This window comes from Mesocryomonas lacus (assembly GCF_055730105.2).
In genome coordinates this window covers 117374-135423 of record NZ_JBUZWF020000007.1, presented here as the reverse complement: position 1 = coordinate 135423, position 18050 = coordinate 117374, and the positions used below count along the sequence as shown (strand labels likewise).

Here is an 18050-nt window from a genome sequence, read left to right as displayed (position 1 = left end):
AATCATCCGAACCTACAAGCCGACGATGTCTCTGGAACAGTTCGCCAAGCTTTTGATTGTGTCCTTCGATTTCACGTTCCGCCGAACCTGTTTATCGGGCTTTCGATAGAGATGCAGTACATTGGTACTGCCGCCTCGGAATAAAGAATTTCAAGCGAAAGCTGGAGCGCTTCTTCACTGAGGTTAAATCTTCCGCTCTTAAAGATGAGCGACCGACCAACATGGCAGGGGCGATGACAACCGGATTCACCAAACGCTCGTTGGGCAAGCGGGGGCTTTTTAAGCTAATCGCGCTCACGCTCGGCGGCAGTTCTTTGTGCGTTACGATTTCTGTCCTCTTCGTCCTCGTTCTGTTTCGATCGGCCGACTCGCAGAATTTCCTGCTGGCAATGATCGCGGCCGTCACTTTGCCGATCATCCTAGCCGGTCCGCTTTTCGCTCTCCTTTCCATAAAACTGCGTCAGCTTTCGCAGCTCAACCATGAGCTGCGCTTCACCGCCATGCACGACCATCTGACGGGTCTCCTCAATCGCGGGGCGTTTACCCAAGCGGCCGTCGCACTTCTCGACGACGTTTCCCAACGCGACGACGGGCAAGGCGCGTTTTTCCTGATCGACGCGGACTTCTTCAAACACGTCAACGACCGGTGGGGGCATTCCATGGGTGACCGGGCGCTCGCCGAGATCGCCGCCCGTCTGCGCGACACGGTGCTCGGCGACGGCATGGTCGGAAGGCTCGGAGGCGAGGAGTTCGGCGTGTTCCTGCCCGGCTCGGGCTGGGTCCAAGCCATGACGACCGGCGAGCGTCTGCGTGCCGCAGTCCAGGAGATCGAACTCGTCGGCCCGACCGGCGAACTGATCCGCCTCTCGATCAGCGTCGGCGGCACTTGGTTTTGCTACGGCCATGCCTTCGAGCAGATCTTCCAGCGCGCCGACCGGATGCTCTACGAAGCGAAGGCCGACGGACGAAACCGGATCCGGATGGAGAACGACACGCCCCGGGAGGCGCTCGTCAACGCTGGGTGACAGGTTGCCGCCAGCTTCATCGCCCGTCTCCTTCAAAGCTATCGCTGGATCGCCTACGTCAGCGTGGTGCTTATCCTCTACGTTGCGGTCGAGATTGTGCTGAAGGGCATCGAGCAAGTCTGGCCAGGGACGATTCCAGCTTTTTCATTTGAACGAGGACAAACGAATGGCTGCTTCGGGTTGCCGCATGAGGCGCCTCCTACGGCTAGATTGGGTCGGCACTTGCCATCCGCCCGCTGTCTAGAAAGCTCAACCTCCTGCCGCCCCTCAAATGTCCCCCGGCTCGAACATCCGCCCGCCCCGCGTCTCAATCGCCAGCCGGATCAGATCTGACGTCCTTTCCACCCCGAGCTTTTCCTTGATGCGGGTGGAGGTGTTGGCGATGGTCTTGTAGGCGACGCCGAGGCCGTCGGCGATGTCGGAGAGGCTCTTGCCGTCGCCGAGCATGTGCAGGATCTCCAGTTCGCGCGTCGATAGTTTGCGCGTGGCCGGGGTGGCGGCGGCGCCGAGGTCGCCGAGGGTTTCGGTGTCGACATAAGGCTCGCCGCGCGCTGCCTTGCGGATGGCGGCGAGGAGCTCGTCCGAGGGGGCGCTTTTCGAGACGTAGCCGAGCGCGCCCTCGCGCTGCGCCGAAGTGGCGTAGACAAGGTCGGAATACATCGAGAACACCACGATGCGGGCGTTCGGATCGTCCGCCCGCAAGCGCCGGAGCACGTCGAGGCCGCTGCCGCCTTTCAGGTTGATGTCGAGGACGACGACGTCCGGCCGCGTCTTGCGGAAGGCGGCGAGCGCCTCGGAAGGCGTCTCGGCCTCGGCGATCTCGGTGGCGGGAATGGCGGCAACGAGCCGGCGCACCCCCTCGCGCACGATGACATGGTCGTCGACGATGAGGATTTTCAAGCGGCTTGCCTCGCGCCGGGGGTTGGCGCCGGGTGGGGATCGACCGCGCCGGCGGGCCCGTTCGCGGTGGCGGACGCGTTCGCGCTGATGGGGTCGGCAGCCCCGGCGGCGAGCGCGCCGGGAGATGGCATTTCGCGGCGGGCGGGGCGGGGCAGGAAGCCGGTGACGGCGACGCCGGCGGGCAGGCCGATCTCGACGAGGTCGAGCGTTCCGCCGATCGCCTCGACCCGCTCGCGCATGCCGATCAGCCCGTAGCCCCCGGCCGGGCCCTTCGCGCCAAAACCGCCGCCATCGTCGGCGATGCGGAATGACACCCGGTCTGCGGCCGTGCGCAAGGCGATGCTGATGGTGCTCGGCCGGCCATGGCGCAGCGCGTTGGCCAGTGCCTCGCCGGCGACGCGGTGAAGCACGGCGTCGAGCTCGGCGCCGAGCTCTTCCTCGCAGACCTCGAGCCGGAACAGGATGTCGGGATGGCGGAGGCGCGCTGCGGCGACGAGGTGGCCGAGGGTTCCGGCAAGGCCGATGCCGGGCATCAGCCCGGGGCGCAAGGTGCCGAGGATGCGCCGTACCTCCAGCCTGGCCTGTCGGGCCGCCTGCCGGATCGCCGTTGCCCGCTCGCGCCGGGAAGCGTTGCCGTCGCTGCTCCCCGCGGTGTCGGCGATGTGGGCGGCGTCGACGTCGATGGCAAAGAGCAGCGGTCCGATGTCGTCGTGGAGGTTGCGGGCGAGCTCGGCGCGCTCCTCGTCCTGCAGCCGCAGCAGCTGTTCCGACAGACGGCCGTTCTGCCGGGCCATGGCGGCGAGCCGGGCGGCCATGTCGTTGCAGCCGGCCGCGAGCGCGGCGAGTTCCGGCGGACCGCGCAGTGGCAGCGGGGCGGCATAGTCGCCGCGGCCGATGCGGCGGAAGGCCTGCGTCAGGTCGCCGAGCGGCGCCAGCGCGCGACCGACGACGAGGAAGACGAGGCCGAAAGCGAGCGCTAGGAACAGCGTGAGCATGCCGAGATTGAGGACGAGATCGGTCCAGACCTCGGCGATCTCGTTGATCGGCACCACCACCAGCATGGCCGCCACCACCGGCGCGGCGTTCGGCGGCAGCGGGATCATGTCGCTCATCCGCTGCGGCGCGAGCACGCGCTCGAAGGCGGCGGGCACCGATATCTCCGGCGGCGACAGATGCGATTGCAGGCGGACGCCGCCGAAGGCGTCGATCAGCAGCAAGCGGACGTGGCGGTCGCCGTCGAAGGTGCGGATGAGGCTTTCGAGGTCGCGCTGGGGCGCGGCGGAGCCGGGGAGCGCGGCGATCAGGCGGGTGATGCCGTTCGCCGCGACGCTGCGTGCCGCCGACATCTCGGCAGCGATCCGGTGCTGCGCCCGGATGTAGCTCATCACCCCGCCGACGATCAGGATGACGACCGTCAGGAGCGCGATGGTGGCCGCCAGCCGTCCTCTCAGCGACATCGTCGCTTGTCCTTCCGATGCCCCGTGGTCGGAATCTTATACGCCGGCCAGCCGAGGCCCGGCAAATGCCGCCGGGCGAGCGCCGAAACGATCAGAACCGGCACTTCGTCTCCGGCTTGTCGACGCCCAGCGTATCGAGCTCCGAGCCCTGGTGCAGGAACCCTTCCTGCGGCGAGCTGGAGACGACCGAGGTTTCGTCGCCGAGGAGGATCGGCTGGCGCAGCTGCCAGTTCCAGTCGCGGAAGGTCAGCCGCTGGCCCTTGAAGGCGGCGACGGTGAAGTCGGGGCCCTTGATGAAGGCATCGAGCTTCTCCGGCTCGAGCGACTGCGTGCGGGACGCCGCCTCGCCGACGACGCGCACGGCGGTCCAGACCTGCATGTCCTTCGGCAGCATGCGCCGGCCGATCGCCTTCTCGAAGCGGTTCTGGATCTGCGCCCCGCCCCATTGCTCGGAGGCGGGATGCCAGGAGCCGGGGACGAGGCCGGCGGTGCCCGCGACCGGGCGCGGCACCCAGGTGTGCCAGGGGATGTAGCTGCCGAACACCTGGCTCTCGTCGGCGACGAGGACGACGTCGTGGTCCGGCAGGCCCTGCATAAAGACCGGGATCTGCCGCTGCACCAGCGCCTGGCCGGAATCGGTGGAGCGGGCGCCGCCCTTGTCCTCAAAGACGCGTTCCTCGAGAATGGTCCCGCCGAACTTGCGGGCGGAGGTCTTCATCGCCTCGGCAAAACGCTTGTCCGCCTCGTGGCTACCGGAGATCAGAACCCAGTTCCGCCACTGCTTCCACATCAGGTACTGCGCGAGGCCATCGGTCAGCATCGAGCGGGTCGGCGCGGTGTGCAGCATGTTGGGCCGGCAGTCCTCTTCGCGCAGGGAATCGTCGACCGCGCCGGCATTGATCACCATCGCGCCCTTGGCCGCGGCCTTGTCGGCGACCTTCAGCGTGTCCCCGGGCCCAAGATCGGTGACGATGTAGTGGACGCCTTCGGCGAGCATCTTGTCCACGGCGGGCGAGATGTCCTCGCCGGGCTTGGAGGTCACGGTCTCCAGCTCGAAATGCTGGCCCATGAAGCTGCCGGTGGTGTTGTTGTCGGCAATGCCGACCGTGCCGCCGGCGAGGCCGTCGTCGGCCGGCGGGATGTCGAGCACCGACAGCGCGAGCACGCGCTCATAGGTTCTGAGGAAGCCGATCTTCAGGGTCTTCATCGCGACGCCCTTCGGCGCGAAGGACGCGGCGGGTTTGGGCGGCGCGGCTTGCTGCGCTGCGGCGCCGGTGACGAGAAGGCCGAGGCCGACGACGGCCCCCAGCACGGGCGCGAGGATATGGTTCGGCTGGCAGCGCATGGCGCCTTCCTCCCTGTGTGCGCCCGGCCTTCCTCTCGCCGGAGACGGCGGAGGATTTATCTTTGTCTCATGACCTGACGGCGCTAAGTCATGGGTCGGCGGGCGCCGATTGACGTGCATGAGGAGCAAAAACGCCATGCGAAGACAAGTCGGACTTTTTCCCGTTCTGTTGATCGGCCTCGCCGCGCTGCCGGCTCTCGCGATGTCCCGGCCGGCCGATGCTGCCGAGAAGAAGGTGGCGGTGTTCGATTTCGAGCTGATCGACACCAGCCTCGAGGGCGAGATCAACGGCGTCAATCCGGCCCAGACGGCCCGCCTCGTGACCATGGCGCCGCGGCTGCGCGCCGACATAGCGGCTGAGCCGGAGATGAGCGTGCTCGACATCGGCGAGAAGGCCGCGCAGCCCAAGGACCGGCCGTTCTCGAAGTGCGAGAAATGCGCCCTCGAGCTCGGCAAGGAGCTTGGCGCCGACATCGTCATCACCGGCACCGTGCAGAAGGTCTCGAACCTCATCCTCAACATCAACGCCTACGGCCACGAGGTCGCGACCGGCAAGCTGGTCGCGCAAGGCAGCGCCGACATCCGCGGCAATACCGACGAGATGTGGGGCAGGGGCCTCGAGGCGCTCTGGAAGAACACGCTGAAGAAGCAGTTCAAGGCGATCGAGAGCAATCCATGAGCCGGATGCCGGCCGAGATCAAGATGCTGGCGAGCGTGACGGGGCCGGAGGAGGCCACCGTCGCGCTGGCGGGGGGGGCCGACTTCATCGACCTGAAGGACCCGTCGAAAGGCGCGCTCGGCGCGGTGTCGCCCGAAGTGCTCGCCGCAACCATCGCCGAGATCGCCGGCCGTCGGCCGGTCTCGGCGGTCGCCGGCGATTTGCCGATGGAGCCGGAGGCCGTGCGGGCCGCGGTCCTCGCGCGCCGCGCGGCCGATTTCGTCAAGGTCGGGCTGTTCCCGGCCGACCGAACCGCACGGCGGGCGGTGATCGCGGGGCTTGCCGATCTGGCCGAGGAGACCCGGCTGATCGCGGTGTTCTTCGCCGACGGCGATCCGGATTTCGCCTTGCTCGACGATCTGAAGGCCGCCGGTTTCCACGGCGCCATGATCGACACGCTCGGCAAGGACGGCGGTGGCCTGCTGAAGCATATCGCGACCGGGGCGCTGGCAAGTTTTACCGCCCGGTGCCGGGCGCTCGGCCTCGTCAGCGGGCTCGCGGGTTCGCTCGAGGCCCCCGACGTGCCGCGGCTGGCGGTGCTCCAGCCCGACTATCTCGGCTTTCGCCGGGCGCTGACCGGCGGGGCGCGGGAGGCTGCGGTCGATCTCGGCCGCATCGAGGCCCTGCGCAGCCTCATCAGCGCCGAAAGCTGGCAGGCCGGGCAAGGCGTCGGCGATCCCGAAGACGCCGCCAACGCGCCGGAGAGCGCCGAGACCGACCTGATCTTCGTGCGCGATTTCGTGCAGGAGATGGAAATCGGCGCCTACGGCTTCGAGCGCGGCCGCCGGCAGACGGTGCGCTTCTCGGTCGAGGCCGACGTCGTCCGCGCGCCCGTCCGGCCGGGCGAGATGGCCGACATCTACTCCTACGACCTCATCATGGACGCCATCCGCAGCCTCGTCGCCTCCGGCCATACCGACTTCGTCGAGACCCTGGCGGAGGAGCTTTCGGCGACGCTTCTCGGTGATCGGCGGGTGCGGGCGGTCATGGTGAGGGTGGAGAAGCTGCAGCTCGGCCCCGGCGCCGTCGGCATCGAAATCCGGCGACGGCGACCCCACTAAACGCCGCGCCGGCCGTGCAAACTTGCATGGCTGACAGGGGAGCCTTGCCGAATGAGACTTTGCAACGCGCCCTGATCCCGCCCTATGATCGCCGGAGAGCGGCCACGATCCGAACGCGGCCGCAGTACATCATCCCGCCGTGCGCGTTCTCTTCCACGGCCGGTGAACAGGGCGCCGCAGCCGCGGCGAAGCCGACATGGACAGCATTCTTGTCGTCAAGCTCGGCGGCAGTTCCGCCGCATCCCCGGATTTCCTGCGCTGGATCGAGGCGATCGAGAAGGCCACCGGGCCGGTCATCATCGTGCCTGGCGGCGGGCCCTTCGCCAACACCATCCGCCGCTACCAGCCGAAGATGGGCTATGACGACGATGCCGCCCACCACATGGCGATCCTCGCGATGGAGCAATTCGGCCTCGCCCTCGTCAGCCTCGGCACACGCATGGTGCCGGCCTATTCGCGCGAGGAGATCGACCAGCTTTTGGCCGACGGGCGCATCCCGGTCTGGATGCCGGCGCGCACCGTGCTCGGCGTGCCCGAGATCATCCGCGACTGGTCGGTGACCTCCGACAGCCTGTCGGCTTGGCTCGCCGGGCGGCTGCCGCAGTCGAAACTTCTCTTGGTCAAGCAGATCGACGTGCCGCAGCACTCTTCGCTCGAGGCGATGCAAGGCGCTCAGATCGTCGACGACAGCTTCATGTCCATGCTGCAGCCGGGCACCGTCGTCTATGTCGCCGGGCCCGAAGATCTGCCGCTTGCCGGCATTCGGCTTGCCGAAGGCCTCGTTCCCGGCCATGAAGTGCCGGGGCGGCCGCATCTCCTGGATGCCGCGCAGTAGACGTCAGGAAGCGACAGCGAGATCATGCCGGCCGAAAAGCTTCTGTTTCTGACCGGCCATCTGGCCTTGCCGCGGCTGGAAAAGCTGCTGGGCGACCTCGGCACGACGGCCTTCGACTGGGCGATCCACGACATCGGCGTCAAGGTGGCGGCGCTGATGACCGGCGAGATCATTTTGCGCCGGCTGAAGAAGCCCGTCATCGCCGACCGCGTCATCGTGCCCGGGCGCTGCCGCGCCGATCTCGATGCGCTGTCGCGGCATTTCGAAGTGCGCTTCGACCGTGGCCCGGACGAACTCGTCGACCTCCCGGCCTTCCTCGGACGCAAGGGCGCGCCGGCGGACCTGTCGCGTCAGGACATGCGGATCTTTGCCGAGATCGTCGACGCCTCCGCGCTGACCGCGGGCGAGATCGCGGCGCGGGCGGTGGGGATGCAGGCGGCGGGCGCCGACGTCATCGACCTCGGCTGCTTGCCGGACACGCCGTTTCCGCACTTGGAAGAGACCATCGCCGAGCTGAAGCGGCACGGCCTGCGCGTCAGCGTCGATTCCGCCAGCCGCGAGGAGCTGACGCGGGCGACCAAGGCAGGTGCCGACTATCTGCTCAGCCTCAACGAGGAGACGCTCGACATCGCGTTGCTCGGCGACGCTGTGCCGATCCTGGTACCCGCCGTGCCGCACGACATGGCCTCGCTCGACCGTGCGATCGCGCGCGCGCGGGAAATGGGCATCGGCTTCATCGCCGACCCTATCCTCGATCCCATTCACTACGGCTTCTCGGCCTCGCTGGTGCGCTACCACCAGCTGCGTGAGCGCCATCCCGAGATCGAGATGCTGATGGGGACCGGCAACCTTACCGAGCTGACCGACGCCGATACCTCGGGCGTGACGGCCATGCTGCTCGGCGTCGCCTCCGAGCTTTTCATCCGCAACCTCCTCGTCGTGCATGTCAGCCCGCACACGCGGCGCACGATCGAGGAGCACGACGCGGCGAGGCGCATGATGTACGCCGCCCGCGCCGACAGCGCCTTGCCGCGCGGCTATTCCAACCGCCTGTTGCAGGTGCACGACACCAAGCCCTTCGCCTCGACGCCGGACGAGCTGTTCGCGCAAGGTGCCGAGGTGCGCGACCGCAATTTCCGGATCGAGACGGCGGTGGACGGCATCCACGTCTACAACCGTGATGTCCACCACGTCGAAACCGACGCCTTCGAGCTCTACCCGAAACTCGGCGTCGAGGACGATGCGGCGCATGCCTTTTACCTCGGCGCGGAGCTGCAGAAGGCGGAGATCGCCTGGCGGATCGGCAAGCGCTACGCCCAGGACGTAGCGCTCGACTTCGGTGTCGCCGCGCCGAGACCGGACGGCGACCGTACCCGGCTTGAGGTCGCCGGCCATACGCTGAAGCCCAAAACCGGCGCGGCCGCGGAAGGGCCGGCGGAGGAGCCGGTGCCGGAGGTTTCGCCCAATACCCGCGAGGCCGACTAGCGCAGGCTGCGGTCGGGCGTGCCCGTTCGAGGGTTAGCTGCTCCCGATGCCAGAGCCGCCGAAAATGCCAGCAGTAAAAGATTTCGGGAGGACCGATGCCCTACATCCGCGAGACCATCATCACCACCGTCAGTGCCGACGGCACGGTCCACATCGCGCCCCTCGGCATCATCGAGGACGGCGCCGGCTGGATCATCGCGCCGTTCCGGCCGTCGCAGACCCTTGCCAATCTCGAGGCCAACGGCGTGGCGGTGGCGAACTACACCGACGACGCCCTGATCTTCGCCGGCTGCCTGACCGGCCGCAAGGACTGGCCGCTGGTCCCGGTCGACGGCACCGCAGTGCCGCGGCTGACGGCCGCCTTGGCGCACGACGTTCTGACGGTACAGCGGGTCGACGGCAGCGACGAGCGTCCTCGCTTCCACTGCGCGGTGACCGCCGCCGGGCAGCATGCGCCGTTCCAGGGCATGAACCGTGCCAAGGCGGCGGTCCTCGAAGCCGCCATCCTCGTCAGCCGCCTCACCATGCTGCCGAGCGAGAAGATCGAAGCCGAGATGGCCTATCTCAACATCGCCATCGAAAAGACCGCCGGCGATCGCGAGCGCCAGGCCTGGTACTGGCTGATGGAGAAGATCATCGCGCATCTCGCGGCCGTCGACGCGGGTTAGGCGGGGCAACGAGGTGCGGTGCCTGGCAGTATTGTAGGGGATCGTTGGACAATCTTCTGTAGCTGATTAATTGTCCGGAAATCGATGTTCTGTAGGGTGGTGGCAACTCTTGTTCCGGGGATCGCCATGTCCCTCAGCATACGAACGAAACGCGACATCGCGAAATACGCCGCGATCATCACCGCCGTTGCGGTCATCTCTACAGCAAGCTTTGTTCATTTCGCCACCTTCCGTTTGCTGAACCAGCAGGGATATTCCTTCGCGATGGTGCTAGCGATCGGGTTGCCGCTGGTGATCGCCCTGCCGATCGCGACGATTGCCCTGTTCCTTGTCCGGATGATCACCGCGGGGCTCGACAAGATCGAGGCCTTCGTAAAATTCGATCCCCTCACCGGGACGCTGGCGCGCAGCTATTTCATGGAAGTGGCACGAAGGGCCTTTTCAGGCGGGGGCGCCTTGCTGCTGGTCGACGCCGATCATTTCAAGCGCATTAACGACAGCCACGGGCATGATGTGGGTGACGAGGCGCTGCGGGTTCTCGGGGCAACGCTCAACTTCGCGGTCCCGGACACGGCCGCCGTGGGTCGTATCGGCGGCGAGGAATTCGCAATCTTCCTGCCCGGGGCCGACAGGTCCGCGGCCGAAAGGACGGCGGCGGCGATCAATGCGGTCATGCGCGAGAATGGCCGTGTGATTGCAGGCAAGCCGCTCGGCATGACCGTCAGCATCGGCGTGGCGATGGTGACGCCCGGTTCCTCCCTCACCCTTCTGTTCAAGGAAGCGGACGAGACGTTGTACTCGGCCAAGCACAACGGTCGTGACCGCTACCTCCTCGGCCGGTCCTGCACCGGGGCGCAGCCCGCCAGCGCCTCCGCCCTTGCTTAGCGGACAGGAAATCGATGCTCAGGCCGAAGCTTCAGCCAGAAGGGCCAGTGCCGCAGCCGGTGCGGCCCGGCAGGTGGCATCACGGATGTCCGACCGGCAGTCCAGCAGGTCGGCGAAGTCGACCACGCCGCGATCGAGCCGGGCGGCGAGGCGCTTCAGCACCGAGCGTCCGGCTCCCGCCACCACTACCGGCGCATCGTCGGAGACGTCGCCGCGCGACAAGACGATCAGCGCAGCATCGTGCAGGCGGCGGATCTGCGCTTCGGCAAAGGCCCGCGCCAGCTGCTCGAACGCTTGCGGCGACGCCTCGGCGGCATCGCGGCCGATCATCCGGGCAAGCCGGGCGCGGGAAGCGTCGAGCGTCTTTTCCTTGCCGTCCGCGGCCGGGTGCTGGTCGTCTTCCTCGTCGAGCGTGCCGAGGAGCCGTTGAGCATCGGCCATGGTCGCGAAAAATTCCGCCATGATCGGCGTCTTGCGGCCGAGGAACGGCACCTCGGTCGCCACCGCCATCAGCGCCGTGCGGGTGTAGCCCTGATAGACGAGTTCGCCTGCGAGCAGGCGCTCGGCGTCGGTATGGCCCACGGCCAGCACGACACCATTCTTGACCGGCACGAGGTCGGTGGTGGTAGAGCCCATGTCGAGGAACAATGCCTCCTCGATGCGCGCGGCGGTCAACGCGGCAGTGGCGTGCCAATTGGCCGAGGCGATCTTCATCATCTGCTCGCCGGACGGCCTGGCCGCCAAGAAGCCGGCGCTTCCGGCATAGAGCCTGAGGTCGTCGCCCAGATGTACCGTCAGGATGCGCGTCAGTTCGTACACGCCTTCGTCGCGGTCGGCGAAAATATCTGACAGCTCGCCGGTCATGGTGACGGCGTGCCGGTCGACGGGGCCGACCTTGGCGAGAATTGAAGTCAGCGCGTCGCCGAGATGGTGGAGGCCCTTCCAGATGGGCGTCGGCTCCTGCCAGACCTTCAGGATCTCGCCGTTCTCGGCCAGGGCCGCTTTCAGATGCGCGCCACCGACATCCCAACCGAGCGTTCTCATGTCTGCCTTTCGTCGCGCGCTTCCAAAGCGCTCGCTGCGATGCCGGAAGTGTCCTAGCTTTATAAAGGCGTCGACGACGGAAACCAACAGGTTGCCTGAGGTCGGCGAGAATGGATTCAGGGACGACGTGATGCAGATCATTCCGGTGCTCGACCTGATGGGCAGGCTTGTCGTGCGCGGGGTGATGGGCGATCGCGCCGCCTACCGCCCGATCATCACGCCGCTTGCCACCTCGGCCGACCCGCTGGCCGTGGCACGCGGGCTCTCCAGCCTCGGCAGGTTCAATTCGTTCTATCTCGCCGATCTCGACGCTATCGAGGGGCGGTCCCCAAACCATCAGACGGTTGCGGCCCTTTGCGCGGCGTTTCCGCAGGCCGCCTTCTGGCTCGATGCCGGCGTGCGGGATGCCGCGGCAGCGCGTCTCCTCCTGGAGAATCCGCAGGTGACGGTGGTGCTCGGCAGCGAGAGCGTCGAGAGTGCCGGCGTGGTCACTGGGTTCGCGGGGGAGCCGCGCGTGGTGCTGTCGCTCGACTATCGCGGCGACGATTTCCTCGGGCCAGCGGCGCTGGAGACGGATGCCGCTCTCTGGCCGGGCCAAGTGATCGCGATGACGCTCGCCAAGGTGGGCAGCGGCACGGGGCCGGATCTCAACCGTCTGCGGGACATCCGGGCGCGGGCCGGAGGGCGGGCGGTCTTTGCCGCAGGCGGCGTGCGCGGCGCGGCGGATCTGGCGCTGCTGGCGGCCGCCGGGATCGACGGCGCGCTTGTTGCCTCGGCGCTGCACGATGGCCGTCTCGATCAAGCGACGCTGGCGGCGCTTGGCGCTGCGCCCCGCGCCGGGCTTGCGACTTCAGGCAAATGAAAAAAGGGGCCGAAGCCCCTTTTCTCGAATCACTGGAAACCGAAGATGGCGGCCAATCGCCGGAGAAGGCCGGCTTTCATTGCAGGCTGTTGATCTTCTCCGGGATGGTCTCTTGTCTAGGCGCCGGCGAACGGATGTGCCGCCGAGCCCTTCTTGGCGACGACTTCCTTGGCGGTCGGCGTGCCCTTGATGGCGCGCTCGATCGACTCCTTGGTGGCCTGGTAGTTGTATTCGCGGATCTTGGCGTCGTCCGCGGCTTCCCAGTGGATGAACACGCCGACGCAGATGAACAGGTCATCGGCTTCGTCGGCCGGGATGGTGCCGTCCTCGACGCTGTCGGCGACGGCGCGGGCGACCGCGGTCTGGGCCGGTCCGAACATCTGCACCGCCTGGCGGGCATCCTTGATCGTGACCTTGTTGAACATCAGGGTGTTCGGCTTGCACGGCAGGTTGGGGGCGACCACTGCGAGGAGCGAGGTGAAGCCGTCCTTGTTGTTGGTCAGCGAGTTGCAGAACGCGGTTTCCGCGGCGCTGCCCCGGGGGCCGATGATCAGGTCGATGTGCGCAACCTCGTTGCCCTCGCCGACCAGCGATTCGCCGACCATTACCTTGTTGATGACTGCCATGGTGTTTCCTCCAAAATTGACAAAAAGCCTCCGGCGCCCTGCTGGGCCGGGGTCACAAGTTCCGTATTTCGGGACAAAGTTATGCCGCCGCATCGAGCGGCATGGATCTCTGGCTCCCTCCCGAACGCCGGACCTCAAAGTCCGGCACACGGCTATCCTTGTTCACGGCGTCCCCTGCGGGACCGGTTGGCCAGATAGCTGCCGGGGGGACATGGCCCCCGGCATTCGACAGTCAATCATTCAGGGCGTCATTCTTCAAGGCGTCTGACGAGTTCTTCGGTGAAAAGGCTGGCAACGGTCAGATCGGCGGAAGTGCCGGGATTGAGGCCGCGTTGTTTCAGCCGGGTATCGGCGCCGAGCAGCGCCGCCTCGCGGGCGGCGCGATCGGGCAAGGCGGCAAGGCTCCATCGGAGGTCGCCCATCTCCGCCTGCAGCGCCTTGGCGGCCGGAGGGCCGAACTTCCGGCCGACATGGCTGTCGGGAAATTCCTCGGCAAAGGCGAGGAAACAGGCGATCGCCGGCCACATTCCGGTCTCGCCGGCTTGCCGAGCGGCCGCCAAGGCGGGCAAGCCGACGTCGAAGATCCCGGCAAATCCGTCCGCATACTGCCGGGCGACGAGATCGCGCGGCGCGGCGAGGCGCATCGCCTCGACGAGGCTTATGCTCGGCGTCGCGCGGACGTCGTGTGCATCCTCCGTGCCGAGCCCGCCCGGCGAGGCGTGGGCGATGGCGCGAAAGGTGTTGGCGGCGTCGTCCGCGGTGAGATCGGACAGGACGCCGCCAATCGCCGCGCGCAGCCGCTCGGCCCCGCTGCCGCGGGCGGGCCCCGCTCGACGTTCGCCGCCCAGCCGCTCGGCCGCGACGGCGAGGGGGGCGACGAGGAGCAGGATGCCGAGATTGGTGTTCATGCCGACGGCGGCCCAAGTCGCTTCGACGGCGGCGAGAACGCGCGCCCCGGCGGGCGCGCTGGTCGCGGCGATCGCCGGGGCGGAGACGACGGCGCTCTGCTCGAAGACGCCGACATCCATGCCGTGCCCGCTGGCGAAGCGGTGGACGTTGCCGGGCTTCAGCGCGTCGAGTTCGGCCCGACAGGCCAAGAGATAGGCGTCGGCGATGGCCTGCGACGAAAGCATCAGGAGGCCCGGGCAAGGCTCGCCGGGCGATGGCCGGCGGCCCGGCCTGCCAGCCGTTCCAGGAGGTCGGCGACGCGCCGCGCGGGAATGTCGACGCCGCTCGCCTTCTCAAGGCCCGTCCAGGCCGGCATCGAGTTGACCTCGATCACCTGCGCTGCCCCCGCCGCGTCGCGCAGGAGGTCGACGCCGCAGAAATCGCCGCCGACCGCCTCGGTCGCGGCGATCGCCAGCGCTTCCAGCTCCGGATCGGCCGGCATCGGCAAGGCCGCGGCGCCTTGCTTGATGTTGGTGATCCACTGCCCGGCCTGGCGCATCATGCCGGCGGCGACGCGGCCGTTCGAGACGAGGATGCGGTAGTCGGTGAAGAGGCCGTTGCCGCCGTGCCCGGCGAAGCGCTGGAGATAGTAGACGCCGGCGATCTCCGCCTCGGACGGCAGGTCGTCCGCTCCGTGCACGAGGCGCAAGCCCTTGCCTTGCGCGCCGAACAGCGGCTTCAGCACCAGCGCGCCGTCCTCGCCGTCACAGATGCGCGCGGCCGCCGCCCGGCTTTCGACGGTCCAGCTGCGCGGGCTCGGCAGGCCGGCACGGGCGAGGAGGAAGCTCGTCATCGACTTGTCGACGCAGCGCTCGATCGAGGCGGCATCGTTCGACACGAGGACGCCGAGCCGGCCGAGTGCGTGCAGGACGCCGAGGCGGCGTGTCACCTGCTCGAAGCTGCCTGCATCGAGCGTGCGCACGCAGACCGCATTCGGCAGGTCCTCGCCGAAGTGCGGCATCACCAGCCCATGCCGGGCCGCGGTGTCGTAGGCGATGTCGGCGAGCTCGATCGCCGCCACCTCCGCGCCGGCCGCCGTGAAGGCGGCCAGCATGTCGCGGGCATGGCGGTCGAGATCGGCGGTGACGAGGGCGATGCGGGGCGCGGGTCTTGTGGCGCTCGGCGCTGGCGGAACTGCCTCGGCAGCGCTCACGAGAAGGAGGCGTCGAGCAGCGCCGGATGGACCCCGCCGGCGCGGAACGTCTCGCCGGTCTCGAGCGCGACCACGGCGACCTCGGCCGGGCTGAACAGGCTTGGATCGATCTTGTAGAAGTCGCCGTCGTATTGCTGGAAGATCTTGGCGAAGGGTGTGCCGTGGTCGGCGGAGTTGTGGCTCGGCAGTGCTTCGGCCAGCGCCTTCGCCTCGGCCGCCGGGCCGGTGACGTGGAGGAGCACGCGGCCGCCATAGATCACCGCGTCGTTGGTGCGGCCCATGGCGGTAATGAAGTCGGGATGCGGCGGCGGCAGCGGGACCGTGCCGAGGCCCGACTTGATGCGCGAGAGGTCGAAGGCCAGCGTGTGCGCCTTGTGCAGGGCGACCTCGACGACGCGGCCGATGATCTGGACGGTGCCGGCAAGGCTCTGCGTCGGCGCGTAGAGGATGGTCAGCCGGTCCGGCGCGACCTTGCAGTCATCGGCGATGCGGCGGACGAGCTCCTCCGGCGGCGGGCTGCCGGTCTCCAGCACCAGGATCGCCCGCTCGCTGGCATCGGCATAGGCGATGTCGGCAAACAGCGTTTCCTTGCCGGCGAGCGCCCGGGCGGGGCCCGAGCCCATCGAGAAGTAGTTGCCTACCTCCGAGGTCAGCTGCCAGCCGGCATACTGGCTGCCGAGGCAAGCGAGCACGGGATCAGAGGTCTCGACGGTCAGCGCGAAGGGATAGCGCGGCAGCGAGGCGTCGGCGACGAGGCTGGCGCGGCCGAGCCCGCCGAGACAGATCTCGGTGAGCAGCCGGCCGGCCTCCAGGCTGCCGAACGCCGCGGCGCCGGCATCGACCAGCGTTTCGCCGGCACTGCCGGTAGAGACCGCCACGCCGAGCGCGTCGGCGCGGTCGATGAGCTCGGCGACGATCCGCTCGGCGCCGCGGCTGACCGAGGGGGTGCGCGGGCCGCGCGCGGGCATCTGCGGATGGGTCATTGCGGCATTCCCTCGATCGAAATCTTGATGGCGGCGAGCCGGCTGGCCAGAAGGGCCATGGCGGCATCAGGCGTCTCGCCGTCCGCCTTCAGCGTGCAGATCGGCTCGCCGTAGCGGATGACGGTGCCCGGCATGGGCCTGTCCGACACGAAGTCCGGCCAAGTGACGCTGCCGATCGTCAGCATCTCGGCCTCGCTATAGGCAAAGCCCGCGGCGCGGATCGGTGTCGCCGGCAGCGCACCCGGGCCACCGGGGAGGCGGCCGACGCAGGCGTCGAGGTGGATGGTCAGCAGCGGCGTGCCCGGCCGTTCGAACACGTCCATCGAGGCGCCGGGGCGTGGGTTGATCTCGAGGAGGATCGGCGCGTCGCTCTCGTCGAGGATGAAGTCGGCGCTGCAGATGCCGGCCAGCGCCGGCACGGCCGCGGCGATCGCCGCGATGGCACGGCCGATGCCGTCCTCCAGGCCCTCGCGCAGCCGAACCGGGCCGCAGGCGCCGCCATAGCGGAACGGCTCCGTTGGGCTGGGGCTCGGCCATTGCTCGGAGAGCCCGAGGATTTCGGCCCGTCCGCCGGCGGCGACGAAGAGCGCCGAGCGCCGGTCGCCGGCGACGAAGCGCTGGTAGTAGCGGTCGGGCGCCGGGTCGCGGGTCGCGAGTGTGCCGATGTGCAATCCGCCGGCCGCGCCTGCGCGCTTGCTCAGCCAGTGCGTGCCGTCGTCCGCCTCGGTTTCCGGACGCTCGCGCTGGGTCTGGGGATGGCGAATGCCGTTGCGGCTGCACAGTGCGGCGAAGCCGAGCGGGTCCTTTAGCGTCCGGACGGTGTCGCCGCTATTGCCGAGCAAGGGCCAGCGCGCGGCGATGGCGTCGATCAGTTCGGGGCGGTCCTCGAAGCCCGGGCCGCAGACGACGCCGACGGGTTCGTGCCCGGCCGCCAGCGCACCCAGCGCTGCCAGCAGATCGTCGCCGTCAAAGCCATCGACAAAGTCCCCCTCGACGGTGCGGAAATCGGCGACGAGATCGCGCAGGTCGTTATCGGCGAAGAGGTCGGCAACGAGCGGCGTGTAGCCGGCCGCGCGCGCGCTGGCGGCGAGCGAGCGGCCGGAGAAGGTGGCGATGAGCAGAAAGGGTGCCGCCATTAGAGCTCGGGGACGAGCGTGCGGGCGAGGATGAAGGCATCGCGGAAATCGAGCGCCAGCACCTCGTCCGCCTCGATCATCCGCCGGAACAGACCGGATTCGGTCTGGTACTTGACGTTGCCGATGGCCAGCGCGCCGACGCCGAGGATCGAGGATCCGGCGATCGGCTTGCCCATGTCGAAGACGTCGACGCCCTCGATGCCGGACGGCGGCACCGCGTTGACGTCGGCGGCTGCCAGGAGCTTGGGGGCGGCCTTGAGGTTCTCCGCGGTGAGGACGCGCACGCCGGCCTTGGCGGCGGCGAGCACGATCTCGGTGCCCTCGAGCACCGCGGCCTTCTCCGCGTCTGTCGCGCCGTTGACCGCGGCGACGTCGACGCCGAAGCGCGCCTTCATCTCGTCCGCCCGGGCCTGGACGCGCGCGACGCCGCTGTGGCCGACAAGCGTCACCTCGGCGCCCTCAAGCGCGGCGATAACGGCCGAGCAGTAGCCGACGACGCCGGTGGCGCCGAACACGGCGATGCGGGTGCCGGCCAGCCCGCGGCCGTGCTTGGCCTGCACGACCTTCTCGGTGCAGGCGACCATGGCGGCGGCGGTGGTGAAGGAGCCGGCGGGATCGGCGAAGATGTTGGTGCCGAAGGGCGGCACCAACGCCGCCTTGGCCGCGTCGATCATGTCGAGCGCCAGCACGGCGTCGTCGCCGCCGAAGAAGATGCCGGTCGAGACGCCGAAATGCGGCGGCCGGGAAAAGATCGCGTCCTGGACGAGGTCGGCGACCTCGTCCAGCGTGACGTTCTCATAGGGCACGATGACGTCGTAGCCGGCGTCGGCCGCCATGTTCACGTCGAACGGGCTGACATGCTTGTGCGGCGTCAGCATGTGCAGGATGTTTTTCTGGGCCATGTTTCCTCCAGGACGTT

The 18050-nt window shown here is 68.2% G+C and carries 18 protein-coding genes; 8 read left to right on the top strand and 10 right to left on the bottom strand.

The window, feature by feature from the left end; genetic code table 11:
- The first annotated feature begins 233 nt into the window (after window positions 1-233).
- Complete coding sequence (locus ACZLZQ_RS20930) at window positions 234-1025, top strand: GGDEF domain-containing protein (RefSeq protein ID WP_472951026.1); 792 nt, start codon at window positions 234-236, stop codon at window positions 1023-1025.
- A 267-nt stretch (window positions 1026-1292) separates the two neighbouring features.
- Here the strand turns inward: ACZLZQ_RS20930 and ACZLZQ_RS20925 are convergent, their stop codons facing one another.
- The 3 genes from ACZLZQ_RS20925 to ACZLZQ_RS20915 all read right to left on the bottom strand — a co-directional run bounded on the left by ACZLZQ_RS20925 (window position 1293) and on the right by ACZLZQ_RS20915 (window position 4727).
- Window positions 1293-1925: a response regulator transcription factor gene (locus ACZLZQ_RS20925; protein ID WP_472951025.1), complete on the bottom strand. Its 633-nt coding sequence runs from the start codon at window positions 1923-1925 to the stop codon at window positions 1293-1295.
- Complete coding sequence (locus ACZLZQ_RS20920) at window positions 1922-3382, bottom strand: sensor histidine kinase (RefSeq protein WP_472951024.1); 1461 nt, start codon at window positions 3380-3382, stop codon at window positions 1922-1924. Before ACZLZQ_RS20920 ends, ACZLZQ_RS20925 begins: the two co-directional genes overlap by 4 nt.
- A gap of 91 nt (window positions 3383-3473) precedes the next feature.
- Entirely contained in the window at window positions 3474-4727 is a 1254-nt protein-coding gene (locus ACZLZQ_RS20915; protein ID WP_472951023.1) for a lanthanide ABC transporter ABC transporter substrate-binding protein PedA1, read from the bottom strand.
- Between the two features lie 136 nt (window positions 4728-4863).
- Between ACZLZQ_RS20915 and ACZLZQ_RS20910 the strand changes: the two genes are divergently transcribed.
- From ACZLZQ_RS20910 to ACZLZQ_RS20885, 6 genes are all read left to right on the top strand, one after another.
- Window positions 4864-5406, top strand: coding sequence for a DUF3280 domain-containing protein (locus ACZLZQ_RS20910; RefSeq protein ID WP_472951022.1), 543 nt, complete (start codon window positions 4864-4866; stop codon window positions 5404-5406).
- Window positions 5403-6506, top strand: coding sequence for a (5-formylfuran-3-yl)methyl phosphate synthase (locus ACZLZQ_RS20905; RefSeq protein ID WP_472951021.1), 1104 nt, complete (start codon window positions 5403-5405; stop codon window positions 6504-6506). Before ACZLZQ_RS20910 ends, ACZLZQ_RS20905 begins: the two co-directional genes overlap by 4 nt.
- 196 nt (window positions 6507-6702) lie before the next feature.
- Window positions 6703-7341, top strand: a complete 639-nt coding sequence (locus ACZLZQ_RS20900) for an amino acid kinase family protein (RefSeq protein ID WP_472935974.1) — start codon at window positions 6703-6705, stop codon at window positions 7339-7341.
- Between the two features lie 24 nt (window positions 7342-7365).
- Window positions 7366-8826, top strand: a complete 1461-nt coding sequence (locus ACZLZQ_RS20895) for a DUF6513 domain-containing protein (RefSeq protein ID WP_472951020.1) — start codon at window positions 7366-7368, stop codon at window positions 8824-8826.
- Window positions 8827-8921: 95 nt separating this feature from the next.
- A complete protein-coding gene (locus tag ACZLZQ_RS20890) occupies window positions 8922-9494 on the top strand; it encodes a DUF447 domain-containing protein (RefSeq protein WP_472951019.1) in 573 nt (190 codons plus the stop codon).
- 126 nt (window positions 9495-9620) lie between these two features.
- Window positions 9621-10379: a GGDEF domain-containing protein gene (locus ACZLZQ_RS20885; RefSeq protein WP_472951018.1), complete on the top strand. Its 759-nt coding sequence runs from the start codon at window positions 9621-9623 to the stop codon at window positions 10377-10379.
- 18 nt (window positions 10380-10397) lie between these two features.
- Here the strand turns inward: ACZLZQ_RS20885 and ACZLZQ_RS20880 are convergent, their stop codons facing one another.
- Window positions 10398-11423 carry a hydantoinase/oxoprolinase family protein gene (locus ACZLZQ_RS20880; RefSeq protein ID WP_472951017.1) on the bottom strand — a complete coding sequence of 342 codons (1026 nt, stop codon included), beginning with the start codon at window positions 11421-11423 and terminating at the stop codon, window positions 10398-10400.
- A gap of 130 nt (window positions 11424-11553) precedes the next feature.
- On the opposite strand from ACZLZQ_RS20880, the gene ACZLZQ_RS20875 reads away from it, so the two are divergent.
- Complete coding sequence (locus ACZLZQ_RS20875; RefSeq protein WP_472951016.1) at window positions 11554-12285, top strand: HisA/HisF-related TIM barrel protein; 732 nt, start codon at window positions 11554-11556, stop codon at window positions 12283-12285.
- Between the two features lie 116 nt (window positions 12286-12401).
- Here ACZLZQ_RS20875 and fae read toward each other — a convergent pair whose 3' ends face one another.
- The 6 genes from fae to ACZLZQ_RS20845 form a co-directional block, all read right to left on the bottom strand.
- Window positions 12402-12911 (bottom strand): formaldehyde-activating enzyme, encoded by a 510-nt coding sequence (gene fae / locus ACZLZQ_RS20870; protein ID WP_472935980.1) that lies wholly within the window; start codon window positions 12909-12911, stop codon window positions 12402-12404.
- 248 nt (window positions 12912-13159) lie between these two features.
- The gene (locus ACZLZQ_RS20865; protein WP_472951015.1) at window positions 13160-14044 is read right to left on the bottom strand and encodes a triphosphoribosyl-dephospho-CoA synthase; all 885 of its coding nucleotides are present in this window, start codon (window positions 14042-14044) and stop codon (window positions 13160-13162) included.
- Window positions 14044-15012: an ATP-grasp domain-containing protein gene (locus ACZLZQ_RS20860; RefSeq protein ID WP_472951014.1), complete on the bottom strand. Its 969-nt coding sequence runs from the start codon at window positions 15010-15012 to the stop codon at window positions 14044-14046. Before ACZLZQ_RS20860 ends, ACZLZQ_RS20865 begins: the two co-directional genes overlap by 1 nt.
- Entirely contained in the window at window positions 15009-15995 is a 987-nt protein-coding gene (gene mch / locus ACZLZQ_RS20855) for a methenyltetrahydromethanopterin cyclohydrolase (protein ID WP_472951013.1), read from the bottom strand. The genes ACZLZQ_RS20860 and mch overlap by 4 nt, the downstream gene beginning before the upstream one ends.
- On the bottom strand, window positions 15992-17131 hold the full coding sequence (locus ACZLZQ_RS20850; protein ID WP_472951012.1) for an ATP-grasp domain-containing protein: 1140 nt from the start codon (window positions 17129-17131) through the stop codon (window positions 15992-15994). The genes mch and ACZLZQ_RS20850 overlap by 4 nt, the downstream gene beginning before the upstream one ends.
- A complete protein-coding gene (locus tag ACZLZQ_RS20845; RefSeq protein WP_472951011.1) occupies window positions 17131-18033 on the bottom strand; it encodes an NAD(P)-dependent methylenetetrahydromethanopterin dehydrogenase in 903 nt (300 codons plus the stop codon). The genes ACZLZQ_RS20850 and ACZLZQ_RS20845 overlap by 1 nt, the downstream gene beginning before the upstream one ends.
- Window positions 18034-18050 lie beyond the last annotated feature (17 nt).